Origin of the sequence: Acidithiobacillus ferriphilus, assembly GCF_028215975.1 — a bacterium.
Lineage (GTDB): Bacteria > Pseudomonadota > Gammaproteobacteria > Acidithiobacillales > Acidithiobacillaceae > Acidithiobacillus > Acidithiobacillus ferriphilus.
The window spans coordinates 2021910-2044998 of sequence record NZ_CP116458.1; the positions used below are offsets into that span (position 1 = coordinate 2021910).

Genomic DNA, 23089 nt, shown 5'->3' on the forward strand with positions numbered 1-23089 from the left:
ATACCGCCTTAAGCGGCAAAGTATTCATCAAAGGCGATCCAACCGGATCGCATCACCCTGTCTTCCTGGGCCGTAGGCTGTCGCCAGACGGCTTCCAAAGATTTTCTCCGCTGCACCGCCCGCGCGAGGGCCGGACCAAACTGATCCTGCATATCTTCTGCGTAGCTCTCTAATGCATTTTCATCGCCCGCCAGACAATCAGCGGCCGCCAATCCCGCGCCCTCACCACTGATCACCGCCGCGGGGATGCCCGCCCCGGTAATGGGATGAGTAAGCCCCGCCGCGTCTCCGGCAAGCACTACGTTGCCATGCACCATGCGCCGAATACCGCCCACGGGGATCGCGCCGCCAGTACGCCCGAGGACGGCTTCGCCGACGATGCCACGCGCTACCATCTGCCGATGCAACTGCTCCAGCGGCAATTTAAGATTGTCCTCAAAACGCCGATCCGCACCTAGTCCGAGGTTAGCCACCGGGCCGCGGGGAAACAACCAGCCATAGCCTCCCGGAAAAACATCCGAAAGGAAAATATCCGTATCCGCATAGGGACGCAGCAACGGCACCGTGTATTGACGGGTATAAACGACCTGTTGATGCGGCAAGCCCACAGCCTCCGCCACCAGGCTGTGGGGCCCATCGGCGCCAATCAGCACGCGGGGATGTACCGTGAACACTTCATCCGTGCCGCACCGCAAGCGGGCCACTGCACCATCCCAGGAGAGGAATTGGCAACGGATTTTCACCTGCGCGCCCGCCGCTTGCGCCAATTCCACCAGCCCCTGGTCAAAACGTGCCCGGTCAATCATCATACCGGGAAAGACGCTGTGATGCTGTAGCCCGGATGGCAGCACCGTCAGCATCCCTGCCACGTCCTGCACCCGAGAATCCGTTTCATGCACGGTACGCAAGAGCGGCATGGGGACAAACTCGGCGCACTGCACCGGGACACCGATCTCCGCACGGCGATCAATGCAGATCACCGTAAGGCCTCGGCTCGCGGCGGCGCGCGCTGCCGCCGCGCCGGCCGGGCCGGCACCAATCACCAGTACATCTGTGGCTAAAGGGTTCACGCGTCTTGTGCCGCCATCCGCAATACCGTCGCGAAATGCTCCGGCTGTAAGCCGAAGCCATCGACGGCCTGTTCCTCGAATAATCCCGCAATGATGCCATCCACGTCATTCAGATGGACATTACGCAGCGCTGCCTCAAGGTCGACGATAGCGCGCTGCGGCTGGATAAAATAGTCACCGCTAAAATGGACTTGCCGCACCCTGTTCCCATGCTTATCCCAAAGCATTTCCGCTTGCAGCGTGCCGCCGGGGGCGCGTAACGTCGCTTTACGCAATGGCATATCGTCACGCGCGCGGTGGTTGATGCCGAGCCACTCCGCGTCACGCACCTTCGCCAATGCCTCTGGCAGCAATGCGGCAACAGCATCCGGCAAGTCGCCCCGGACAAAAGACAACCCCAACTGCGCATGGAAACCATCCAGTAAGGCTTTCTGCACCACCATCAACTCTGGCGCCTTCCCCAGCAAGGCTTTTAAGCTCGTCACCCGTTCCGCCACCGAAGAAACTGCATGGGCGTCCAGCTTCTCCAAAGGCACGCGCAGTATGCGCAACATGCGCGGGAGATCCAGATCGACGAGCACCGTGCCCTGAAACAGCAACACGTCTCCATCCATAATCCCACCGGTGCCGGAAATCTTTCGCCCCCCCACTTCAATGTCATTGCGCGAACGAAACTGCGCACGCACCCCCAAAAGTGACAAGCCGGCCGCTGCCGCTTCACAGATCTTCCGTGCCAGTGACGCCATATCACCCTGGGGCAGTGCGTCCCGCCGACACACCAACTCCCAGCCTATTTGGGTGGGATCAAAAATCAGTGCGCCGCCGCCGGTGAGACGACGCTGCACGACGATCCCCTGTTCACGGCAAAACTCCAGGTTGAGTTCCTGCTCTGGTGATTGGTGATAACCGACCAGCGCGGATTCCTCAAAGCGCAGGAAACGAAAGATGTTGGGAGTCCGACTTTCCAATATCGCCAGAAGCAACGCTTTGTCTAAAGCCATATTTTCGTCGGCGGGGCGTAGTCCGGTATCAACCACAAGCCAGTCATCAGAGGCGTGCGCTGTCATAATGCAAGCCACTGGAAAAAAATGGCGCCCAGGGAAAGCACCATTGTCTCAGGCCGTAAATACAATCGGGATATCCCGCAGTTGTGTACGACGCTTCGGCGCGACAGGAACATGATCCAAGGGTATGGTGGTCGTCTCGTCACCGAGTGCCAGGACTTCTTCACCCACGATCATGGAACAACAAGAAGGCGTCACAAAAACATCCCGGTCCAGATGTTTGGCGAGCGCCAGCATGCCATCGGAAGGAAAGGCTACGCCGTTCAGTCCCGCCATGACCGCATAGGTGTCGGTGATGGAACGATGCACACCGGACGGACGCGCACAGCCCAGCAACACCGGGGTTTCCGGCAGAGCAGCACGCGCATCCATAAAGAATTTACCGATTTCTTCCGTCGCTGGTGTCGCAAAAGGCCGACTCGAAGAAGCATACTGCGACATGATTACCACCAGCACCAACGCACTGGGCAGATGCCGCCGGATAATTTCGAGAGAGTTCCATTCACCAAGCAGCTCCCCGTAATGCAACCCGATGACAATATGTGGCACCACTTTCATTTTGGTGGCCACCAAGGCTTCCAGCGCGGCCTCAAAATCATCCACCGATCGGCGCAAATGGTAGACCTGATTGATGGTATCCTGCGCACCGATCACATCCATCATGGCCACATCGACACCCGCATCCTCCATCCCGCGGGCGAACTCTGGGGTCGCAATGCCCGTATGCATGGCAATTTGTAAATTCGGATAGCGATCCTTAATCTTGCGCAGCATCGGGAAATAAGGTTCATAATGGACCACATTCTGATGGTCCGAGCCACCTGAAAGAAGCAGCCCACGACCCCCATCCAGGACAATCTGGTCCACCAGTCGATCCAGTTCTTCTGGCGTCCGCACCGCAATCATAGGCTCCAGTATCTTCGCCTTACAGTGATCGCACTGTAACTTGCAGTCCCCACCGGTGATGGAAATGGCCGGGAAGGCATTCTTCCCGCATGCGGAGACCTCCGACGTTTCATGGTGCTTGAAAGAAGGCGTATAGAAATTGATACGACCCACCTGGCTACCGGACAGGCCGGACCACCGTTCGCGCATAGAGTCCACCAAATCCGCATTGAGGACCAAATCCTCCAAAGCCTCTACTTGAGAAACCGCGTTTAACCATGGGTTCATATGAAATTTCATCCTTTACACAAAGAGAAAGCTAGACGGCCGCATCTGCGGCCGTCTTCTTGAATCATGACGGGCTTTTGCTGGTCAGCAGCCGCCAAAACCATCCGTCGTCATCTTTTCCTCAAAGGCCACCAAGACATCGGCGCCAGTCTTCAGTTCGCTGGAGTCACCGGCAAAATCCGTCGGAGTCAGCTTAGCGATCCAACCGCTGCCATAGGGATCTTTATTAATAAGACCCGGATCTTTCGCAACGTCCTCATTGCTTGACAAGACCGTGCCACTGACGGGACTCTTCAATGGACCCACCCACTTGCCAGACTCAACCGTGGCTGCCGACTTGTCCTTCTTGATGTCCTTACCAGCGCCCTTCGGCGTATAAGAAACGATCTGTCCAGCCAACGCACAAGCATAGGAAGTCATACCGATGGTCACACTGCCATCATCTTCCTTGCGCAGCCACACGTTATTATCCACGTTGTACAACAGATCTTCGGGGATTTCACAGCCACGTACAGTTCCCATCATTTTCTCCTTCGGGGTTACATTTTAGGTAAACAGAGCCTGCTGCCAAGCAGCACTAAAAAAACAGCAGTCGGTCCACGGACAAAATCAAGTCGGCGAGATCACCGGCAGACGCCACCGCATCCACTTCCTCAATCAGGTTGTCGGCCTCGATCTCATAGCCTGGAAGTGCCGGGCGACATACATGAATTTCCACCCCAGCATTTTTCGCGTCACGAATAAAGTCGATAATGCGCTTACCGCCAGCCATCGCCGAGAGATTTTCCGCAACACCCGTCTGCATCAGCCTGACCGCTTCCATCGTGCAAAAAATCTTAACCTCAGCATCCATGGAAGACAACAGGGCGCCCAGATAAAAAGGTGTCGCACAGCGATGTGCCGTGCTTGGCCCGCTGGTCATCACGATGACCACCGACTTTTCGCCCTGATCCTCCAGGTAGTGATCGCTCATCGCATTCCTCGTTCACAATGAATATCATCACGCAGACAGCGCTGCCGGTACAACTCAAAGGCAGCGTCTCCAGTAGACAGCTTTTCGAGCGCAACGTCTACCGAAGCCACTGGCCGTACCCGTGCGATCCATGCTTCGTAGGGTTCAATATTGAGAAGATTGGGATCTTCCAACACATCTTCGTTGGCCAACTCAATCACGCAATCAAAGACATTCGGTACCGGACCCGCCCATTTCCCACTCTCAATAGTGGCGACCGGCTTACCCACCGGACGACGTGTCCCAGGCCTGCGTACCCGGACATGCAAAATCTTTCCCGCAATCGACTGAGATATGTCGGTCATACCCACGGTAAGTGTGCCATCGCCTTCGCGTCGCACCCAGATTTGGCATTCCCGATCGTAATATAATTCGGCGCGGAATTCGCAACCGTTACATTCCATAGCCTTCCCCTGGTGTCAGCGGCAGGTAAAAAAAAGCGCCCCGCAAAGGGGCGCCCTTCTACACCGTCAGATAATACCTTTGGCAGCGAGAAGATCCATCGAGTCGCTGACGTTGTCGGGGATACCGACTTTGCGCGCAGACAGACCCATGGCCAAACCGAGCAACTGGGTGAAATAAATCACCTTGACGTTCGATTTGATACCAAACTCGATTTCGGCACGTACCTGATGCATTTCCAGGCCGGAATGGCAAGTAGGACATTCGGTGGCGATCACTTCCGCACCGGCATCTTCCGCCGCTTGGAGAATATTCAACACCAACTGGGTGGAAGTGTCCGAATCCGATAACGTATGGGCGCCGCCACAACACGCCGTTTTCAGCGGGAAATCCACACTGACGGCACCGGCAGCGGACAACAAATCATCCATGAAATGTGGCGCATAAGAAGACTCGGAGTCAGGACCCTGATCCTTCTCCGGAAAAATCTGCCGGGGACGGGTGTACATGCAACCGTAGTAGTTGGCAATTTTCAGCCCATTCAAGCTCTTCTTGACCTTGCTTTTGATGCCGTCGGTGCCCACTTCCTCCATGAACCATTCCAACGCGTGCAAGCTGCGCACTTCGCCTTCATAAACAGGGTCACCCGATTTATTGGCGAGTTCCTGCACCGTCTTCATGGTTTCTTCAGAAGTAGCACACTCATATTCGGTCTGCTTCAGATTGCGATAGCAGCCATTACAAGGCGCCATCACCGTATCACAACCCTGCAGCTTACTGGCAATGGCCAGATTCCGCGCCGACATATAGGTCTGCAACATGGGATGAATATTCTTCACCTCCATCGCACCACAGCAGTTGTAGTCTTCGAGGTTTTCCATCTCCAAACCGAGTTCTTTCACCAGAACGCGGGTGGACTTGTCATAAGGCCCGCCGGAACCTTCCAGCGCACAGCCCGGATAATATGCAACCTTAGCCATGATGAGCGGCCTCCTTCTGTGCCTTCACATATTCGGCGAGGACTTCACCGGTTTTGCCCCAGGATTTGGTCTTCGGACGGAACACCACATTCATTCCCATTTTGGCCAACTGACCTAATGGCATGTGCTTAGTCAAACGCTTGCCAAATTCGACGATCCAGGCCTGCACCAGGGACTGGCCGGAGCGCTTGAAGAATCCCACCATGACTTCGGTATCTTCTATGCGCCCGAATTCGATGCATTGATGGGTAAACTCCTCATCAAAATGCGTCGACAACGTCTTCGGGGTTAAGCCGTTATCTTCCAACCAATGCGCCGTTGCTTTCATAACCCCTTCAGGACGGACATCCTTGGGACAAATATTGGTGCATTTATTGCAGGAAACACACTGCCAGATGATGTCCTTATCTTTTATCAACTCGGCTTTCAGCCCTAGACGAATCAGATAAATCCAGTAACGCGGATTAAAATCAACATTCTGCGCATACATGGTGCAGGAATTTGTGCACGAACCGCACTGCCAGCAGCGATGCACGTTCTCACCGCCGCTGTAACTCTGGATGATCTCTTCAAAATGCTCTTCGTAGTCCGTCAGCGTCCGCGGTGTAATCATGGTGTTCCAGGAACCGGAAACATCCACCCCATCCACCACCAGGTGATCGTGCTGTAAAATCCGATCGGGATCGATCAGTGTTTTCTCATGAATAGCCATAGCTGCTCCTATACCCTAATTCATTAATGAATGTCGTCTCTTTTGATACGAGAACCACCCATCCGCCGGTGTACCTCTACGCCCAGCAACTTACGGATCTGTTCCGTAAAATCTGTTTGGCCGCCAAAATCGGAACGCAAAAAGCCTTCTGCCATAGCGCGCATGTATTGCGAATACTGGTGGGCCAGGATGATATCGACCATATAAGGTACATCACGATACACCCCCAACTCCAAAAGTGCCTCCCGCATCCACTGGCGCAAGCCCTCAAACATTTCCGGACTTTCGCCGAAGGGGAAATCAGTCAGGTAGTCACCGCCGCGGATGAATTCCCGCACTGCGCCTGAGTTCGTACTTTGATCCCAAACCCAACGCGTCATCAGCGGATACCGCTCGGGATCACTGAAGTGTAAAAGTTCGGCCCCCATATCCCTGATAACGCGTTTCGCCTTCCCTGTAGCAGGCAAAGCCTCTTCAAAACGCATCATGCGCTGTGCCAGATCGCCGTGACCACCCAGCAAATCGCGCATCACTTCACCCACTCGCGCAGCACCCTGCTCCTCTATAACCGGCCAGATTTTGCGTCTCGCGGTGAACATCTGTTCAACGAGATGCACCATTCGCGCATCGGTCAGCGGCTGCTGGTCCTCCAGAAGAAGACGGCGAAAACTCGCCGTCTTCTCTGCCAGACTACTCACCAGGGCAGCAAGGCCCTGCTGTCCCTCAAATGCCGCTTCAAGCTCATAAAAGGATTGCTTGAGTAATCCCTTATCGAGATTGATCGGCAGCGAGGCGGGAACGATATGCTCTGCGTTCCCGTTGTGGTAGATGTCAGCTGGCAACTTGCTGTTGTCCGTAGAGATCCGCTACCGCCCGCGCACCGGCGGATTGGCCTTGAGCGATAGAGCTATCAATATCTTCTGGACCAGTCGCCGCGCCACACACATAAATACCCTTGCGTGTCGTGCCCTGGCTATTCGTGTACTGTTCCGCACGATCGATAAATCCATGCTTTTCCAGACCGATACCAAAGGTCTTGGCGATTTCTGGATTTAAGGTGTTGGGATCCATACCGATGGCATGCACGACCAGATCCATCGGAATGACGATCGGACGTTTGACCAAAGTATCTTCACCCTTGACCAGCAAACGGCCATCGGGAGACATGGTGACTTCGGCAATACGCGCCTTGACGAACTTGGTCTTATACTCTTCCTGGCTCTTCCAGTAGAACTTGTCTTCATAAAGGCCGAAGGTGCGGATGTCCATGTAGTAAATGAACACGTCAGTGCTCGGCGAAATTTCCTTGATCTCCATGGCCAAGTTGGTGGAAACGGTGCAGCAGATCTTGGAGCACCATTCACGACCAATCTGGCGGTCACGCGAACCGACGCAAAGCAGGATAGCCACACGCTCTGGAACCCGGCCATCGGAGGGGCAACGAATCTGACCTGCGCTCACCATCTGCTCCATCTGGGTAGTGGTAAGTACGTCCTCGTATGTGCCGAAGCCCCATTCCGGCTTGTTGATGGAGTCGAAATGGGTGAATCCAGTGCCAAGAATGATTGCGCCCGCTTCGACTTTATCGCCGTTGCTCAGGGTGGCTGTAAAGTTACCGGCTTCGCCCGCCACCTGCGTGACCTTAGCAGACTTGTGGATGCTGACGTTCCCGTCGCCTTCCACACGGCTGACCATACGGCCGATGGCATCTTTAGCCCACTCGCCCGACGGTACCAGTTTGGCGTAGCCCGAGATGATGGGAGCGCCACCAAGAATATCTTCTTTTTCGACAATGACCGCCTTTTTACCCATCGATGCGATGGTGGCTGCTGCCGACAAACCGGCTGGACCCGCACCTACGACTAAAACTGTATCTTGTGCACTCACTGAACTTCCTCCTTAAGCGCTCGCTTTCATATTAATATTTTGATTAATGGCGAGTTCGGGGTTGTAGAGGTACTCCACATTACCCTGTTCCACCTGTTTGAGATATTCCTGGAAATCGGCCTTGGCCTTATCCCAACTGATGCCCATTTTTTCGACCAGGTCTTCACAGGGTGAAGCGTGCCACTGCAACTGGACGATCTTGAAGGGATCGGCGCCACAGGCCAGAGCCGCGAGTTGCACGTCGGCGATGATCGGCATGGAGTAATTCATGTCGTGCGCCTTGCCGATCCACTGGTTCTTGTCCAGCGTGGTGATGCAACCGGTGTCGATGCCGATCATGACGTCGGCCTTGGCTTCTTCCCGGGCCACCTTGATCTTGCGATTCATGGAGAAGCTGCGGGTGAACTCACGCTCGGAAATGATGTGGCGAAAACCAAAGCCACAGCAGTCGTACCAGGTGGAGTAGTCGATAACCTGCGCACCCAGGGCCTGCGCGACGGAGGTGCCGACCGCTGTGCGATTGCCACCGAGCACCGCGTTGTCGTACACGGCGTCTTCCTGCACCATCTTGTAGTAATGACAGGCGGCATGGACGGTGACGCGAAGGTTGCTCAGGTCGATGGTCTGCATCTCCGAGGCAATGCGGTGACGCATAACGTGCAGCCATTCACTGTAGTGCACCACTTCTTCGGGAATGACGATCTTGCCGTCGACCAGGCGGCCAAGCTTGCCCAGAATCTTCTTGACCTTTTCGCGCAGTTCAGCGGATTCGATCAGATACTTGCGGATTTCCTTATAATTGCCGAAGGAGGTGCCGCAGTGAACCAGAGGGAAGAAGTGACCGTTCGCAAAGCCGTGCTGCTTGCCGGAGACGTACGCCTGATGGAAGTTGCGCAGGAAAACGGCGGCGAGAGATTCAACGTTGCCGATGCCGGAACCGTGGTAGTTCCAGGCGGTGCAGGAGGTCTGGTCGGTTTCGTCCAGATAATCGACCCCAAGGTGATTCATGAACCACATGAGACTGGTGGGGTAGCCGGGGATATTGCCGCACTGACCACAGCTTTTGTGATGCCAGAGGTTGTTGGTGGGAACCCGTTTTTTCCAGCCAAACAACGTATCCACCTCAACCGCCTTATGATCGTCGGTGATGCGATGGACGATGATCTCGCCTTCCTTCTCCAGTTCCCACATGTGATCGCGAATGTCGTCCAGCCGCTCACCCAGGTCCACCGTGCGCCGGTCAACATGATTCCGCACCCAGGCCGTAGCCGCCTCAGCTTCGTTCGCCGAAAGATTCGTATCCTGAAAAAAGGCGCCGTGACCCGCTACGCCCTGCTGCGTGCTGTTGTCGCTCATGATGGTCTCCTCAGTCCTTATCACGCTGGCTCTCAAGCCAGTCTTCGTAATCTTCGCGCTTCTCGTCAATGAAGTCCTCGATGACATCGAACAGATTTTCATCCATGGTTTCCAATGACTTAAGTACACCCGTCATTTCCCAGATGGTATACATCTCTACGGATGTCTTCAGCGATACTTCCCACGCCGTTTCCACAGTCTGCAAGGTGCGCACCGGGATGGCCTTACGCAGGATTCGTAGGTCACCTTCCACTTTTTGGATATTAGGCCCCCAGTCTGGGAAGTGATCGGGCTGAATCATATCCGGGGACAGTTGATTGCCCGTGGTGATCAGCTTGAGCATGACACGACCGAAGGGCCGCAGCACATCTTTCGCCGACTGCATGCCATGACGAATAGACACTTCGCGCAGAATCATGACCAGCCCACCAGGAGAATTCTTGAATGGGCAACGTGCCGCGCAGGTCATGCACTGTGCACAAGCCCAGATTTTCTCCTGCATCGCGTCATATATTTGCTCGACGTTCTCGGTCCACAGCAACTGGACGATCTCGCGCGGACTGTAATCATAGAACTGCGCAGACGGGCAGGTAGCCGTACAAATGCCACAATTCAAGCATCCATTGAGTTCATGGTCATAACGAAAATCCGCACGGACTTCGTCAAACATCTCCTTCATCTCAGCGTAAGTCGCCATTTACTCGCTCCTCGCTAGCAATTAATACGTCATACCTGTTGCAGTGCAGATCAATAAGCTCACATAAAGAGCGTGATATCAGACTCTCCGGCAAACTCAAAGAACGAGGCAGCGCCACCAAGTTCAATTCCGTCAATAAAATCGGTCGTATCAAACTCGAAAAGATCAACGGTCATCTGACAGGCGATCATCCGTACTTCCGCTTCAACACAGAGCCCACGCAGTTCTTCAAGACTGGCAACACCCTTGGCCTTCATTTTGCTCTTCATCATGGAAGTGGCCATTCCTTCCATGCCCGGAAGCACCATCATCAGCGTCGGCATCGGTATCGGCATGGGCATTGCGGGATTCCCGAGCGGACTCACGCGCAGATGGCCCAAGTCCTTCTTCAACAACTGCAAGCCGTAGAAAGTGAAAAATATTTCCACTCCATAGCCGAGTGCTGCTGCGGTAGATGCCAGAATGAAGGGCGGATAACCCCAGTCCAGAGTGCCCTTCGTGGCAATAATTGCTAATTTTTTCTCGTCCATTGCTTTGTGCTCCCGGTCGGGCTTCGCTCCCCAACCTTATTAAATTTAGGCCTTCTGGATAAAGAAGATGAACTCGCCAGCTGCTTCCGCATGCTCTAGCAGAGGATTCTTGGTCTGCTTGGCAAATGCTTCGAAGTCCTTTACGGCGCCCGGATCGGTAGCAACAATCTTCAAGACCTGTCCGGAGGACAGTTCACCAAGTGCCTTCTTGGTGCGGAGAATCGGTAGCGGGCAATTCAGTCCGCGGGCGTCGAGTATCTTGTCTTCTTGTACCATGAGTTAACCTCCTCAGTTATAATGCCTAAAAAACCACTTGCAAGACTCTATCAGGAACAGCATGAACAGCAAGGCAAATATTTTGATTTGATGATTAAGCACCCCTATTTTAGAATATCCTTATTGATCAGGCAGCTGTACAATGGGAAAGCCCCGATTGGCCCAGGCGGATATTCCTCCTTGTAAATTGAGCACTTGCCCAAAACCCTGTGCCGCGGCAAAGGCCGCTGCCTGTGCCGAGCGCCCACCGCTCAGACAGTAAAAAATGATCGGTTGCGATTTATCCAAATGCTGCAGTGACATGGGCAGTAGGTGCAAGGGCAGGTGTTTGGCACCATCGATGACCCCCCGGGCAACTTCGCCGGGCGAGCGCACATCAATCAAGGTGAACACACTCCCCTGTTCCGCTAAGGTATTAAGCTGATCTGCGGTGATTTCTTGAAAACCGTACATGCGTCGCTCGTTTACATGAAAGAAAAGTGAATTGATCAGTCTACACGATGCTCCGCACAGCGTGTAGCGCCGTTACCGGCAACATCAGAACCTCAAAGGCTAACCCCCGAGTCGCATCATGAACACCCTCGCAGAACGGCTTGGGTCATTTACAAACTGATGCCGCTCCGGTTTATCGCGCCAGATACCCTGAATAATGGCTTCGGCAATTTGACTGTCACTATTCGATCCCCGTACAAGGGGCAAAAGTTCCAATCCGTTATCCTGACCCAGACAATGCACCAGGCGCCCCGCCGCCGTGAGGCGTACTCGGTTACAAGTTGCACAAAAATTATCGCTGATGGGGGTAATAAAACCCACCTGGGAGCGCACTGCCGGAAGCTGATAAAGACGGGCCGGGCCATTATCCGCAGGCCTGGTCACGGGTTGCAGTGGACCAAATTGCTGCTCTATGACTTGCTGTGCTTCCGCGGCGCTCAAAAATTGCACGTCCTGGGCACCCGCCCCGGCCTCGCCCAAGGGCATGGTTTCAATAAAGCGTATGTCGATACCGTGCTGTATCGCATACTCCACCAGCGCGGGCAGGTCATTTCCGTTATCCTGGCGAAGCAGTACGACATTGAGCTTAATCCGTGGAATTTCTGCGATAATAGCTGCTTCGATACCGTTCAGCACACGCTGCAAGTCACCACCCCTGGTCACCCGTGCAAAGACTTCAGGATCAAGACTGTCGAGACTGATATTTAAATTATTGACGCCTGCCTGACGCAAAGCCTCTGCGTGACGCCCTAACAGCAACCCATTTGTGCTGATACTGATCTTGCCCACACCGTGACGACGTGCGGAACCGACGAGAGAAAGAATCTGCGGATGAATGAGCGGTTCGCCACCCGTAAACCGCATATGGCGGACACCGAGCTCACTGAAGACACGAATCAGGCGATCATATTCTTCTGCCTGAAGATGATCGTCCCGCGCGAAGAAGGGGGTCCCCTCTTCAGGAGAACAATAATTACAGCGAAAGTTGCAGTGCTCAGTCACCGAAATTCGCAGATAGGTGACATACCGACCGAACTGGTCCGCCAATGCGGATTCCCGTATCGGTTCTGCAAGGAACCTCTGCAACATGCCTTCCACTCCTTGGAGATTTCTCCCTCGGAAATCTATACTAGACCTTCTTTAAGACCGAGTTCAACATTGCTGGCGACCATGATAGAGGTTGACCACATGCTGCGCTTCGACAAAAAACAGCCAGCGCTCCACACCGATTCCGAAAATGACCGACAGAACGGCAACCCAGGCGAAGACCGGATCTCCGGTGGCCAAACTGATCATCAGTGCGGCAATAGGAATGACAAAGGCACAGACAAACATCATGACCTTGATGCTCCGCGCTTTAGCCTTTGGCAAGGTATGTCCGAACTCTTCCGTCAGGAAGGTACCAAAGGTATGCCCCTGTTCCAGAATGCGCACGGTAGAACGATTGAAACCGATGGCGGTACGTATGGTCGGTCCGCCTGGACGGGCAATCCAAAAATAATAGATTCCTTTCATAACGGCGGACGCAGCCAGCAGGGCCAGAGCGATGCCCACCAGAGTGTCCGCCGGAGCGCCCATAATAACTCGCTCCGCGGCCAACACCGTAGCACCGATAGCTAGGCCCATGGCGTAAAAATTGGCGGGGACCAGCGCTGTATTCCACTGACGAATCGTACGCAATACCGCGTAAATCATGCCTTGGCAGAAAATGGTCACCAGCCCGACCACCCCAGCCAGATTCAGCAGAATCAGCCCCGCGGTGTCGTGGGTACCACCGGTGAAGAAAACCCAGCCCAGATAAAGCGCCGCGAATGGATAATAGAGCACCGCAAAAACGCCCTCCCGCGCCAGCCAGGAAGTGCGCCAGCGGGTAAAAGCCCGCCAGACATTCTTGGGATTCGCGAGATGGGCGGTGGAGGACAACATCCCGATGCTGACGAAAACAAGGGAGAGAATCACCGCGACCATCGTCTGCAACGGATTAAGACCTCCATCAATCTGGAAGTCATTGACGATGGCCGTGAGGGCCATGATGCCAAAACCGCCGCCGGAGAACAGGGTCAGGAATATAACTGCGAGAGCCGGATGCATGGGATTTCCTTAACGCTCAACCACGCGATTGACCCACTCCTTCATCTTGCGAACAGCCTTTTTCTTGAGCTCTTCGGTCGGGATGGGGGCGTGGACACGGGGGGGCAAATAGTGATTTGTGGGGTTGTAATCAAGCTCGGGCATAAGCTGGTAACCACCTCGGTCGCGTACCGCCCGGCTCACCGGGCTTTCCGGATCGTCCACGTCGCCGAACATACGGGCGTGTGCCGGACAGGTCAGCACGCAGGCGGGCTGCCGTTCTTCTTCCGGAATCTCCATGTCGTAAATGCGGTCGATGCAAAGGGTGCATTTCTTCATGGTGCCGGAGACACGATCCAGTTCGCGGGCGCCATAAGGACAGGCCCAGGAACAGTAATTGCAGCCCATACATTTATTCTGATCGACCAGTACGATACCGTCCTCGGCGCGTTTGTAGGAGGCCCCGGTCGGACACACGGTCACACATTCAGCGTTCTCGCAGTGCATGCAGGACATGGGGAAATTAATGGTTTTATTGTGGGGGTAATCGCCCACCTCAAAGTGACGGATGCGGTTGAACCATACGCCCGAAGGCTTGGCGCCATAGGGGTCGTAGTCCGTCAACGGCGCTGTTGTACCGCTGGTATTCCATTCCTTACAGGCCACTGCGCAGGCATGGCAACCTACGCAAGTGTCCAGATCAATGACCAAACCGAGTCTCATGGCATTCTCCTTGGCGCCTCAGGATTTCAGGTTGACGGGCCGGTGGGTGTGATAACGCAGCACATCAGGGGCAGGGGTATCTCCAGGGAGAGGCTTTATGGTTGGAAATACCGGCCAGGTGCCCTCTTCTCCCGGTGCTGCCGGAGAGATCTTGACCATCAGGTCATACCAAGCAGCCTGACCGGTGATTGGGTCGGAATTCGTCAGACGCCTTTCACCCTGCTTGGCTGGCAGCAGTTCGGAAATGAGATGGTTCATCAGGAAGCCACGAGTCGCTTCGGCAGCCTCTGGTTTCAATCCCCAGGCACCTGATTGCTTGCCAATGGCATTCCAGGTCCACACCGTATCTGCCTGGCAGCCTTCGATGAGCTTGACCTGCACACGAATTTTACCGTTGTGACTCTCTACCCAAACCCAGCTTTTGTCCTCGATACCCATCTGCAGGCCGCGCTGACGATTCATATAGAGGTAGTTCTGGGCGATGATCTGGCGCAACCAGGCATTCTGGCTGTCCCAGGAGTGATACATCATCATCGGTCGCTGGTTGACGGCGTAGAAAGGATATTCCTTCTTATCGATGCGCTGCTGTTCTAAAGGCTCATAGAAATCGGGCAACGGATCGAAGTAGGTTGCCAGACGTTCGCGATCCACCGGATCTTTGGGCTGCGGCCCATCGTAAAGTCCTTGTCCCGCCAAGCGGAAGCGCTGGAAAGTCTCAGAATACAATTCGATAACAATAGGATCAGCCGTCGGATTGAAGCCAACGCGCTGCGCCAGCTCCAGATAATCCTTATTGGCAAAGCGGTAAAAGGCCATGGGTTCCGGCAGGTGATACTTGAAGAACCCTTGATTTTCGATATACCGATCCCACTGGTTGGGGTTCGGCTCGCCACGCAGATGGCTATTACCATCCGTGCCGCGCCAACCCGCCAGGAAACCAATACCCGGCGCCCGCTCATAGTTGATGATGAAGTCTTTATAGTCTGTAAATCGGGGCTCGCCATTCTCTTTGGTGAATGCCGGAAATTTGAGACGACCAGCAATATCCACCATCACTTCCTGCCAGGGCCGCACGTTACGGTCGGGCTGGAGAATGGGATGACGAATGGAGTCACAAATGGCATCCGGCTCCGAAATAGGGCGATCAAGTAGAGAAATGGCGTCGTAGCGCTCCAGATAGGTGGTATCGGGCAGAATCAGATCGCCGAAATTGACCATTTCGGAATGGAAGGCATCCACGACCACGAGGAAGGGGATTTTGTATTCGCCATCGTCGTCCTTAGATTTAAGCATCTCCTGCACGTTAGCCGTGTTCATGGTGGAGTTCCAGCTCATGTTAGCCATGAAGAAAATCAACGTGTCGATAGCATAGGGGTCTTTGTTGACCGCGTTGGTGATTACCATGTGCATCAGGCCATGATTAGCTATCGGTGCTTCCCACGAATACGCCTTATCGATGCGTTTGGGTTGGCCATTTTCGTCGATGACCAAATCCTCCGGTGCCGTGGGGAATCCCAGCGGCAAGGACTTGAGCGGTGTATTGGGTGCGCTGTGTTGGGCTGGCTTGTTGGGTGGCGGTATCGGCTTTGGGTACGGCGCTTTGGAACGGAAGCCGCCGGGGCAATCGATGGTGCCCAGCAAAACCTGGAGCAGATGGATAGCGCGAGCCGACTGCATACCGTTGGAATGGGCAGAGATACCGCGCATGGCATGCATGGACACGGGACGTCCGATGAATTTGTCGTGTTTGCGACCCGCCCAATCGGTCCACTCCACTTCGATTTCAATGCTCTCCTTGAAGGCCACATGGGCCATTTCCAGGGCCAGTCGTTCAATGGTCTCGGCAGGAATCCCGGTAATCTTGCTGGCATTTTTGGGCGAAAAGCGATCGTCCAGATAACGCTCAGCGAGCACGGACATAACGGTGCGCACAGGTCTCCCGTCTGGCGCGCTATACGCGCCAAAGAGGGCGCCAGTGGAACCGGCTTCCATCCCGTTGGCGAAAGCCTCTTTTTTGAGGTCCCAAATCATGGGATGCCCTTCGGCATCCCGCAGAATCAGGCCATCACCCTTTTTACCGGGGGTATTGACCACGAGGAAGGGTGCATTTGTGTAGCGCAGGAGGAAATCCCAGTCGAACTGTTCGTTCTGCAAGAGTACATGCACCATGGAGAGTGCCAGCAATCCGTCAGTGCCCGGTTTGATTGGCACCCATTCGTCCGCAATAGCCTGATAGCCGGTACGCGCCGGATTGATGCCGACGAATTTACCGCCGCGACGCTTGAGTTTCTCTAGCCCGATCTTCAAGGGATTGGAAGAATGGTCTTCAGCCACCCCCCAAAGCATGAAGTACTTGGTGCGCTCCCAGTCTGGGTCGCCAAACTCCCAGAAGGCATGCCCCAACATATACAGGCCCGCGGTGGCCATATTCACCGAACAGAAGCCGCCATGGGCGGACCAGTTGAGCGTACCGAACTGCTGCGCCCAAAGACCGGTAAGTGCCTGCATCTGGTCTCGGCCAGTAAAAAAGGCGAGTTTGTTGGGGTCCGTGGCACGAAGGTGGGCGAGCCGCTGAGTCAGGGTACCGATAGCTTCATCCCAGGAGATTTCCTCAAACTCACCGGCACCGCGCTCGGTACCCGGCTTACGCCGCAACGGATTACGCAACTTCCCAGGGGAATACTGCTTCATAATCCCGGCGGAACCCTTTGCACAGAGAACGCCCTGATTGATCGGGTGATTGCGATTGCCCTGAATAAATCGCACCTTATTATCTTCTACCGTGACCTTGATGCCACAACGGCAAGCACACATGTAGCAAGTCGTGTATTTAACTTCCTGCTTGCTGTGGTCTTCAAATTCTGTGGCGCTAGCCATCTTGTACCTCGCGTCTGCGTGCACCAAATTAGAAACATCCTGTTATCCCCGGGATGTTGGCGGAGCAAGTCTGATAAAGCAAGTCAGCGTTTTTGATTTTGTAATAAGTAGTCCTTATTTGCTTTGTACCCGACGTGGTGAGTAGCTTAGGGGTACCTAATTCCGAGGAGATTCACGCATGAATCGCAACGAGTTCAAAGAACATTCGCGCATTACCGTTTCCTGGAAGGATAGAGAAGGCAAGCTGCGCCCCGGCAATTTCTACGTCTATGCCCTCCTCAAGGACGCCATGATCGTCCGCGCCACGGACAAAGACGGCTTATTACGCAAACTTGCCTTCAGCGACGTGCTGCGCGTGGTGAAGTTTCAGGACGTGGCGCCGCAAGATCGCTACATGATCCCTGATGAAGTCCTGAAAGAGGCGAACTGGAAAGATCGGGATGTGATGATGCGTTACAGTTCTTCACCAAGCTGCGGCAAGTAAGGTATCAGGCGGAAGGCGGACAGGACGTCTGGTCTCTCTCCCAGAGGCCCGTCTTGCCGCCGTCTTTCCGCAAGAGGCGGATATTTTGCAGCAGCATCCCGCGATCTATGGCTTTGCACATGTCGTAAATAGTAAGCAACCCCACGGAAACCGCCGTGAGCGCTTCCATCTCGACACCTGTCTGGCCGACGCAGCGCACTTCGGTACGGCAAACAATCCGCGCCGGATCATACGCAAGCGTCAATTCGACCTCGACGCCCGTGAGGGGCAGAGAGTGTGCCAAAGGGATCAGTTCCCACGTTTTTTTGGTGGCCTGGATGGCTGCGATGCGTGCTACACCCAGGACATCGCCCTTCCCCATCCGTCCAGATTCTATGCACTCCAGCGTCGCTACCGCCATGACGATTTCGCCCGCCGCCAGTGCCACCCGATTGGTCACCGTTTTCTCGCCGACGTCGACCATGTGCGCTTCCCCAAGCACATTAAAATGACTGAGACTATCGAGACCTGACATAAATCTGGCACTCCTTTTGCTTGATACTATGGACATACGCAACTCAGGAAGCGGACATGACCTTTCCAAAACGCCTCTGGCTGTGGATGATTCTCTTTTTTTTCAGCATCTCTGCGCAAGCCGATCTGCGCTTTTTGCTGCCGCCGGTCAGCAGCCCGGCGGTGATGTATGCCGCGTTCACACCGCTCGCCAAGTATCTGAGCCAGACAGTAGGCCAAAAGGTCACCCTCAGCTTCAGTGCCAACCTGGAAAACTTCTATAATGAGGCCGAGAAACCGACGGCACAGATTGCCCTGTTCTGCCCGATTTCCTATATTCGCACCGCGCATACCGAAGCCTACCGACCACTGGTCGCGGTGACACCCACCCCTGGCGGGAATCATAGTGTGATTGTCGTACGCAAGGATAGCCACATTCATAGGATCCTCCAACTCCGCAACCAGAGCTTCGTGATGGGAGATCCGGCCTGTGCGGCTTCATCGCTGATTCCCCTGTCGCTGTTCCACGAAGTGGGACTCACGCGCAAAAGCTTCAGCACCTTTCGCCAGAGCGGCTCTGACCAAAGCGCTCTGATGGACGTGGCCGCACGTTTCTATGATGCAACGGCCGTGGCAGAAAACGTGGCAGCGCCCTACCTGCGTTCAGGCAGTTTGCGCGTTATCGCCCGCGCTGATGTAGGGCCAGGCGACCTGCTAGCCGCCTCATCCGAGGTTCCGGCGGCAGTACGATCGCGCCTGACCGCCGCTTTTTTACAGGCTTATCGGGCTGATCCAGCCGCTCTCCATGCCTTGGGGGGGCTGGCTGCGGGCTTTCAGCCCATCAGCGATGAAGACTACAATGTGCTGCGCACGCTCTATAAGGACATACATGGGGTCGCCTTGAATCCCAAGATTCGGCAGGAAGCGTTGACACTCGGTATCCCGCCCACGTTCACCCCCCTCTCTGCCTATCGTATTTTTGCGCCGCTGCAAGCGACGTTATCTCAAATCACCCAGCGCCCTGTCCGAATGGTCATTCCCCGTAATGAGGAGACATATGTCGCAGATGGGCGCAAGGGCCGTTTTGACTTCGCGTTACTGACGCCAAAAATGGTACCGGCGGAGAACAACTGGATGATTCCGCTCGCGGAATCTGTGCCGAACAAACGCGAACAAGGGCTAGCCATCATCGCGCGCGAAGCCGCGCAGGGGACCAAATTTAGATTATCCGACCCGCTATCGGTCGCCTACGCCAGCCCCTATTGCAGTGGGAAGTCCATTGTGACGAAAAAGCTGCATAAACTCGCAAACGGACGCACCATCGTTTGGTTGGCCGTAGGATCGGAACGCGCCGTATTCACCCATTTGGCCGACGACAAAGCGCAATTGGGCGTTGTGCGGGTAGCAACCATCACTGCCCGGGAAAAGGAATTACCTGGAACCTGGTCTATTATACAAAACGGGGGGGATGCACCAGCCTGGACACTGGCCGCCAATCGGCGGTTGTCGCCGGAGTTGCGCGATCGTGTGGAAAAGAAGATCCTGGCGCTACCCGCGGAGGCCATGAAGGACACGGGCTTTCAGAACTTTAGTTCGCCCAGACCATGAACAGTTCTTTCAAGGACAACCAGGTATCGGCGCTCCACAGCGCGTCTCCGGACCCGCGTGAGGTAAGCACATTACACACCTTCTTGGCGCACATCCTGCGCAAGTTGACCCGGTCCTATATCGTGGTGGTGCATCCCATTTTGCGGTCTTGGCAGAATATGACCTGGCGTGCCAAGAGCATGGCTTTTGTGCTCTTGCTGGTGGCGCTCATCTATCTTTTGATTGCCCTCTTTCTGTATACCTCTGTACGTACGGATCTTACCAGTCAGGTGCAGACTGAACTGATGCGCCTGACCCAGAATCTGGCTAGCGACGCCGCAGATCCGTTGCTCCTCAAAGATGGCGGCAAACTCAGTAAGCTAGCAAACTCCAATAACCCCTTAGTGCGCTCGATCGTGGTGGTCAACCACTTGGGCGTTATTGTCGCCAGCAAGAATATTTCGCAACTGGGGCAGGTCATTCGGCTGCCACTACCCGATATGGCGAGTCATCAGACCGATCAGTTTATGGCCCCTATCCTGGCGGGCGGGCATCGCCTCGGGGCTGTCTGGGTGAATAGCGACCGCCAGCAAATTGCTGAACTGGTCAACCAACGATTGAATCGCACGACCAGCCGTTTGCTGATACTTGGCTTGATTACAGCTTTACTGGGTTTACTGGGTGCTTACCTGGTGAGTTTGGCAATGACGCGTCCGGTACTGCGGCTCCTTGGCGAGATTGAGAATATGGGAGCACGGCTAGGCCTTGAGGAGCGCCCGACAACACCGTGCCAACCCCTGTCCGGTGATGAATTGCATCGCCTGGCACGTGCTTTTCGCCTGACAGAGCAACGTCTCAAAGAGCACCTAACGGAACTTCGGCAGCTACATCAACGCCAACAGGCCATGCAATGTATGGCCACTATCGGTGAGATGTCGGCGCAGGTAGCGCATGAAATTCGCAATGCCTTGTCATCTCTGCGCGGTGCCGCACGCTACCTGGTACGCCATGGGAATGAGGAAAATCAAGGGGATTTTATTTGCATCATTGAAGAGGAAGTACAACGCCTCTACGACATGACTCAGGGCTTTCTCGATTTTGGCAGGCCCTATGCCGCCATGCCCGTGGATATAGAAATCCACAGTTTGCTGAAACATAGCGTACAGCGCCACAGCATCGATCTGGAGGCTAAAGCCATCGCTATTTCTGTGGATTGCCCTCCGTCGCTACACGCACTGCTCGACCCATCACTGATCGGGCAGGCACTCAGCAACCTGCTCCTCAATGCCATAGATGCCCTACCACCAACAGGTGGGCATATCTTCCTTTACGCAGAGTCGCTGCCATACTATCAACTCAATATTGGTGTCCGCGATAACGGTCCTGGCATACCCGATGAAAAACACAGCACTATTTTCAAGCCTTACGTCACCACCAAAACCAAAGGCAGCGGACTCGGGCTGGCCGTGGTTACCAAAATCATGATGGTGCATGATGGGGGGGTAGAACTACGCTCCACAGCAAGCGGAGCAGATTTTGTCCTGCATTTGCCGCTGCGTCTCCCCCGCTCAGGTCAAAAATAGGTTAAGTTAGAGCCATTCGAAATTCAGCAGCGAGTAGTCCATGACAAATCCTGTATTGATTGTAGAAGACGAAAAGAATCTGCGCCGGGTACTTGTCGCTGTCCTAGAGGCAGAAGGCTACCCGACCATCGCCGCGGAAAATGCCGAAGAAGCTCTGGACATGATACAGACCAAGCATCCCGCCCTGGTTCTGAGCGATCAGCGACTACCCGGACTGTCGGGAACAGATCTGTTGCGCCGGATTAAGGAAACGCACCCAGAGATCCCGGTCATTATCTCCACGGCCTACGGAGAAATTGAACAGGCCGTAGAAGCCATCAAGGCGGGGGCAGAGCATTATCTGACCAAGCCGGTCGATGAAGGCGAGCTGATTGCCCTCATCCGCCAGACTTTGGCTCGGCACGGGGAATCTCTGCCCCCGCTGCACCGGGAGTTGCGCCGATATGGCCTGATTGGCGTGAGCCGCGCCATTGAGACGTTATTGGAGACCATCGATCTGGTAGCACCGGCGCCATCAAATGTACTCATCACCGGAGAATCCGGTACCGGGAAAGAGCTGGTTGCGCGCGCACTGCATCAGGCATCGCCACGGGCCGAACAGCCTTTTGTCGCGTTCAACTGCGGTGCCATTCCCCTGGAACTGGTGGAAAGTGAGATTTTTGGCTATGAGCGCGGCGCTTTTACCGGCGCCACCCGAGCTCAGGCGGGCAAGTTGGAAATGGCGGCCAGTGGCACGCTCTTCCTCGACGAGGTCGGTGATATGCCACTGCCCATGCAGGTCAAGATGTTACGTGCCTTGCAGGAACGGGAATTTACCCGCCTCGGCACCCATCAGCCCCAACGCCTTGCGGCCCGCATCGTCGCGGCCACACATGTTGATCTTGCGAAGGCAGTTAGTGAAGGCCACTTTCGTGAGGACCTGTACTATCGCCTCAATGTGATTCCGCTCCTTATCCCACCGTTGCGTCAGCGACAAGCCGATATCGCACCTTTGGTAAACCATTTTCTGCGCCAAATTTGTACGGTTATCGGCCGGGATCCCATGGTCACCATCGCTCCAGATGCCCTAGCCGCCCTGGAGGCATATGAGTGGCCAGGGAACATCCGTCAACTCGAGAATCTTCTGGAACGAATGGTTGTCCTCAATCGCCATGGCCACCTCCAGCGGAGTGATCTACCCACCGAAATCGCCCGACACCAAAGCGATAACGCTTTCCCTACTTCTAGCAGTCCATTCGACCTGCCGGCGCTCGAGCGCCAAACCGTGCTCAACGCGCTCGAAAAGACCCGGTTCAACCAGAGCCAGGCTGCGGTTCTCCTGGGAATCAGCCGCAAACAGTTGCGCACCAAAATGAAAAACATCGGACTTCTGGGTGATCAGGATGGTGAAGACGACACCATCGACACCTGATGGAAGCAATAAACGGGACACGCCATAACGAACTGGCCCTTTTGGCGCAGCAGAAGCCACCCGGAATGCACCACACGACGCTCCTGCAATCGGCGCTGCCGATCCCAGATAACAGGAATTCAACCCGACACCCCACATCTCTTTCGTAACTTGAATTAAAACAGCCTGATTTTATCTGGTGTTCAAACCCCTGCGTCGGCACATCCCCCAC

Annotated in this window: 24 protein-coding genes; 4 read left to right on the plus strand and 20 right to left on the minus strand. The window is 54.9% G+C overall.

Features of this window, described 5'->3' with window-relative positions:
* Positions 1 to 8: 8 nt before the first annotated feature.
* From PJU76_RS10130 to PJU76_RS10220, 19 genes are all read right to left on the minus strand, one after another.
* Entirely contained in the window at positions 9 to 1070 is a 1062-nt protein-coding gene (locus tag PJU76_RS10130) for a geranylgeranyl reductase family protein (protein WP_271779434.1), read from the minus strand.
* Entirely contained in the window at positions 1067 to 2137 is a 1071-nt protein-coding gene (locus tag PJU76_RS10135) for a lipoate--protein ligase family protein (RefSeq protein WP_271779435.1), read from the minus strand. Before PJU76_RS10135 ends, PJU76_RS10130 begins: the two co-directional genes overlap by 4 nt.
* 48 nt (positions 2138 to 2185) lie before the next feature.
* Complete coding sequence (locus tag PJU76_RS10140; protein ID WP_271779436.1) at positions 2186 to 3307, minus strand: radical SAM protein; 1122 nt, start codon at positions 3305 to 3307, stop codon at positions 2186 to 2188.
* An 84-nt stretch (positions 3308 to 3391) separates the two neighbouring features.
* Positions 3392 to 3829, minus strand: coding sequence for a glycine cleavage system protein H (locus PJU76_RS10145; RefSeq protein ID WP_271779437.1), 438 nt, complete (start codon positions 3827 to 3829; stop codon positions 3392 to 3394).
* A gap of 55 nt (positions 3830 to 3884) precedes the next feature.
* Positions 3885 to 4280 carry a DsrE family protein gene (locus PJU76_RS10150; protein WP_064219236.1) on the minus strand — a complete coding sequence of 132 codons (396 nt, stop codon included), beginning with the start codon at positions 4278 to 4280 and terminating at the stop codon, positions 3885 to 3887.
* Positions 4277 to 4723 (minus strand): glycine cleavage system protein H, encoded by a 447-nt coding sequence (locus tag PJU76_RS10155; protein WP_064219237.1) that lies wholly within the window; start codon positions 4721 to 4723, stop codon positions 4277 to 4279. Before PJU76_RS10155 ends, PJU76_RS10150 begins: the two co-directional genes overlap by 4 nt.
* Positions 4724 to 4789: 66 nt before the next feature.
* Positions 4790 to 5701, minus strand: coding sequence for a CoB--CoM heterodisulfide reductase iron-sulfur subunit B family protein (locus PJU76_RS10160; RefSeq protein WP_271779438.1), 912 nt, complete (start codon positions 5699 to 5701; stop codon positions 4790 to 4792).
* Complete coding sequence (locus PJU76_RS10165) at positions 5694 to 6413, minus strand: 4Fe-4S dicluster domain-containing protein (protein ID WP_215850137.1); 720 nt, start codon at positions 6411 to 6413, stop codon at positions 5694 to 5696. The genes PJU76_RS10160 and PJU76_RS10165 overlap by 8 nt, the downstream gene beginning before the upstream one ends.
* Before the next feature lie 23 nt (positions 6414 to 6436).
* Positions 6437 to 7255: a hypothetical protein gene (locus PJU76_RS10170; RefSeq protein ID WP_271779439.1), complete on the minus strand. Its 819-nt coding sequence runs from the start codon at positions 7253 to 7255 to the stop codon at positions 6437 to 6439.
* Positions 7245 to 8300, minus strand: a complete 1056-nt coding sequence (locus PJU76_RS10175; RefSeq protein WP_271779440.1) for a CoB--CoM heterodisulfide reductase iron-sulfur subunit A family protein — start codon at positions 8298 to 8300, stop codon at positions 7245 to 7247. The genes PJU76_RS10170 and PJU76_RS10175 overlap by 11 nt, the downstream gene beginning before the upstream one ends.
* A 12-nt stretch (positions 8301 to 8312) precedes the next feature.
* The gene (locus PJU76_RS10180; protein ID WP_271779441.1) at positions 8313 to 9656 is read right to left on the minus strand and encodes a heterodisulfide reductase-related iron-sulfur binding cluster; all 1344 of its coding nucleotides are present in this window, start codon (positions 9654 to 9656) and stop codon (positions 8313 to 8315) included.
* 10 nt (positions 9657 to 9666) lie between these two features.
* Positions 9667 to 10353: a 4Fe-4S dicluster domain-containing protein gene (locus PJU76_RS10185; RefSeq protein ID WP_271779442.1), complete on the minus strand. Its 687-nt coding sequence runs from the start codon at positions 10351 to 10353 to the stop codon at positions 9667 to 9669.
* 59 nt (positions 10354 to 10412) lie between these two features.
* Entirely contained in the window at positions 10413 to 10883 is a 471-nt protein-coding gene (gene dsrE2 / locus PJU76_RS10190) for a sulfur carrier protein DsrE2 (protein WP_064220136.1), read from the minus strand.
* A 45-nt stretch (positions 10884 to 10928) separates the two neighbouring features.
* The gene (locus PJU76_RS10195; protein ID WP_271779443.1) at positions 10929 to 11159 is read right to left on the minus strand and encodes a sulfurtransferase TusA family protein; all 231 of its coding nucleotides are present in this window, start codon (positions 11157 to 11159) and stop codon (positions 10929 to 10931) included.
* Between the two features lie 120 nt (positions 11160 to 11279).
* The gene (locus PJU76_RS10200; RefSeq protein ID WP_271779444.1) at positions 11280 to 11612 is read right to left on the minus strand and encodes a rhodanese-like domain-containing protein; all 333 of its coding nucleotides are present in this window, start codon (positions 11610 to 11612) and stop codon (positions 11280 to 11282) included.
* Between the two features lie 99 nt (positions 11613 to 11711).
* A complete protein-coding gene (gene moaA, locus PJU76_RS10205; RefSeq protein WP_271779445.1) occupies positions 11712 to 12740 on the minus strand; it encodes a GTP 3',8-cyclase MoaA in 1029 nt (342 codons plus the stop codon).
* A gap of 63 nt (positions 12741 to 12803) precedes the next feature.
* Positions 12804 to 13742 carry a dimethyl sulfoxide reductase anchor subunit family protein gene (locus PJU76_RS10210; protein ID WP_271779446.1) on the minus strand — a complete coding sequence of 313 codons (939 nt, stop codon included), beginning with the start codon at positions 13740 to 13742 and terminating at the stop codon, positions 12804 to 12806.
* 9 nt (positions 13743 to 13751) lie between these two features.
* A complete protein-coding gene (locus tag PJU76_RS10215) occupies positions 13752 to 14444 on the minus strand; it encodes a 4Fe-4S dicluster domain-containing protein (protein ID WP_215849300.1) in 693 nt (230 codons plus the stop codon).
* Between the two features lie 18 nt (positions 14445 to 14462).
* Entirely contained in the window at positions 14463 to 17321 is a 2859-nt protein-coding gene (locus PJU76_RS10220) for a molybdopterin oxidoreductase family protein (protein WP_271779447.1), read from the minus strand.
* 178 nt (positions 17322 to 17499) lie between these two features.
* Here PJU76_RS10220 and PJU76_RS10225 point away from each other — a divergent pair, with 178 nt between their 5' ends.
* Positions 17500 to 17805, plus strand: a complete 306-nt coding sequence (locus PJU76_RS10225; RefSeq protein ID WP_271779448.1) for a hypothetical protein — start codon at positions 17500 to 17502, stop codon at positions 17803 to 17805.
* Between the two features lie 4 nt (positions 17806 to 17809).
* On the opposite strand, the gene moaC is transcribed toward PJU76_RS10225, so the two are convergent.
* Positions 17810 to 18319 carry a cyclic pyranopterin monophosphate synthase MoaC gene (moaC, locus tag PJU76_RS10230; RefSeq protein WP_271779449.1) on the minus strand — a complete coding sequence of 170 codons (510 nt, stop codon included), beginning with the start codon at positions 18317 to 18319 and terminating at the stop codon, positions 17810 to 17812.
* 56 nt (positions 18320 to 18375) lie between these two features.
* Between moaC and PJU76_RS10235 the strand changes: the two genes are divergently transcribed.
* The 3 genes from PJU76_RS10235 to PJU76_RS10245 are packed head-to-tail and all read left to right on the plus strand — an operon-like array spanning position 18376 to position 22878.
* Positions 18376 to 19905, plus strand: a complete 1530-nt coding sequence (locus tag PJU76_RS10235) for a PhnD/SsuA/transferrin family substrate-binding protein (protein ID WP_271779450.1) — start codon at positions 18376 to 18378, stop codon at positions 19903 to 19905.
* Entirely contained in the window at positions 19902 to 21467 is a 1566-nt protein-coding gene (locus PJU76_RS10240) for an ATP-binding protein (RefSeq protein WP_271779451.1), read from the plus strand. The genes PJU76_RS10235 and PJU76_RS10240 overlap by 4 nt, the downstream gene beginning before the upstream one ends.
* Before the next feature lie 40 nt (positions 21468 to 21507).
* Positions 21508 to 22878: a sigma-54-dependent transcriptional regulator gene (locus PJU76_RS10245; RefSeq protein ID WP_271779452.1), complete on the plus strand. Its 1371-nt coding sequence runs from the start codon at positions 21508 to 21510 to the stop codon at positions 22876 to 22878.
* Positions 22879 to 23089 lie beyond the last annotated feature (211 nt).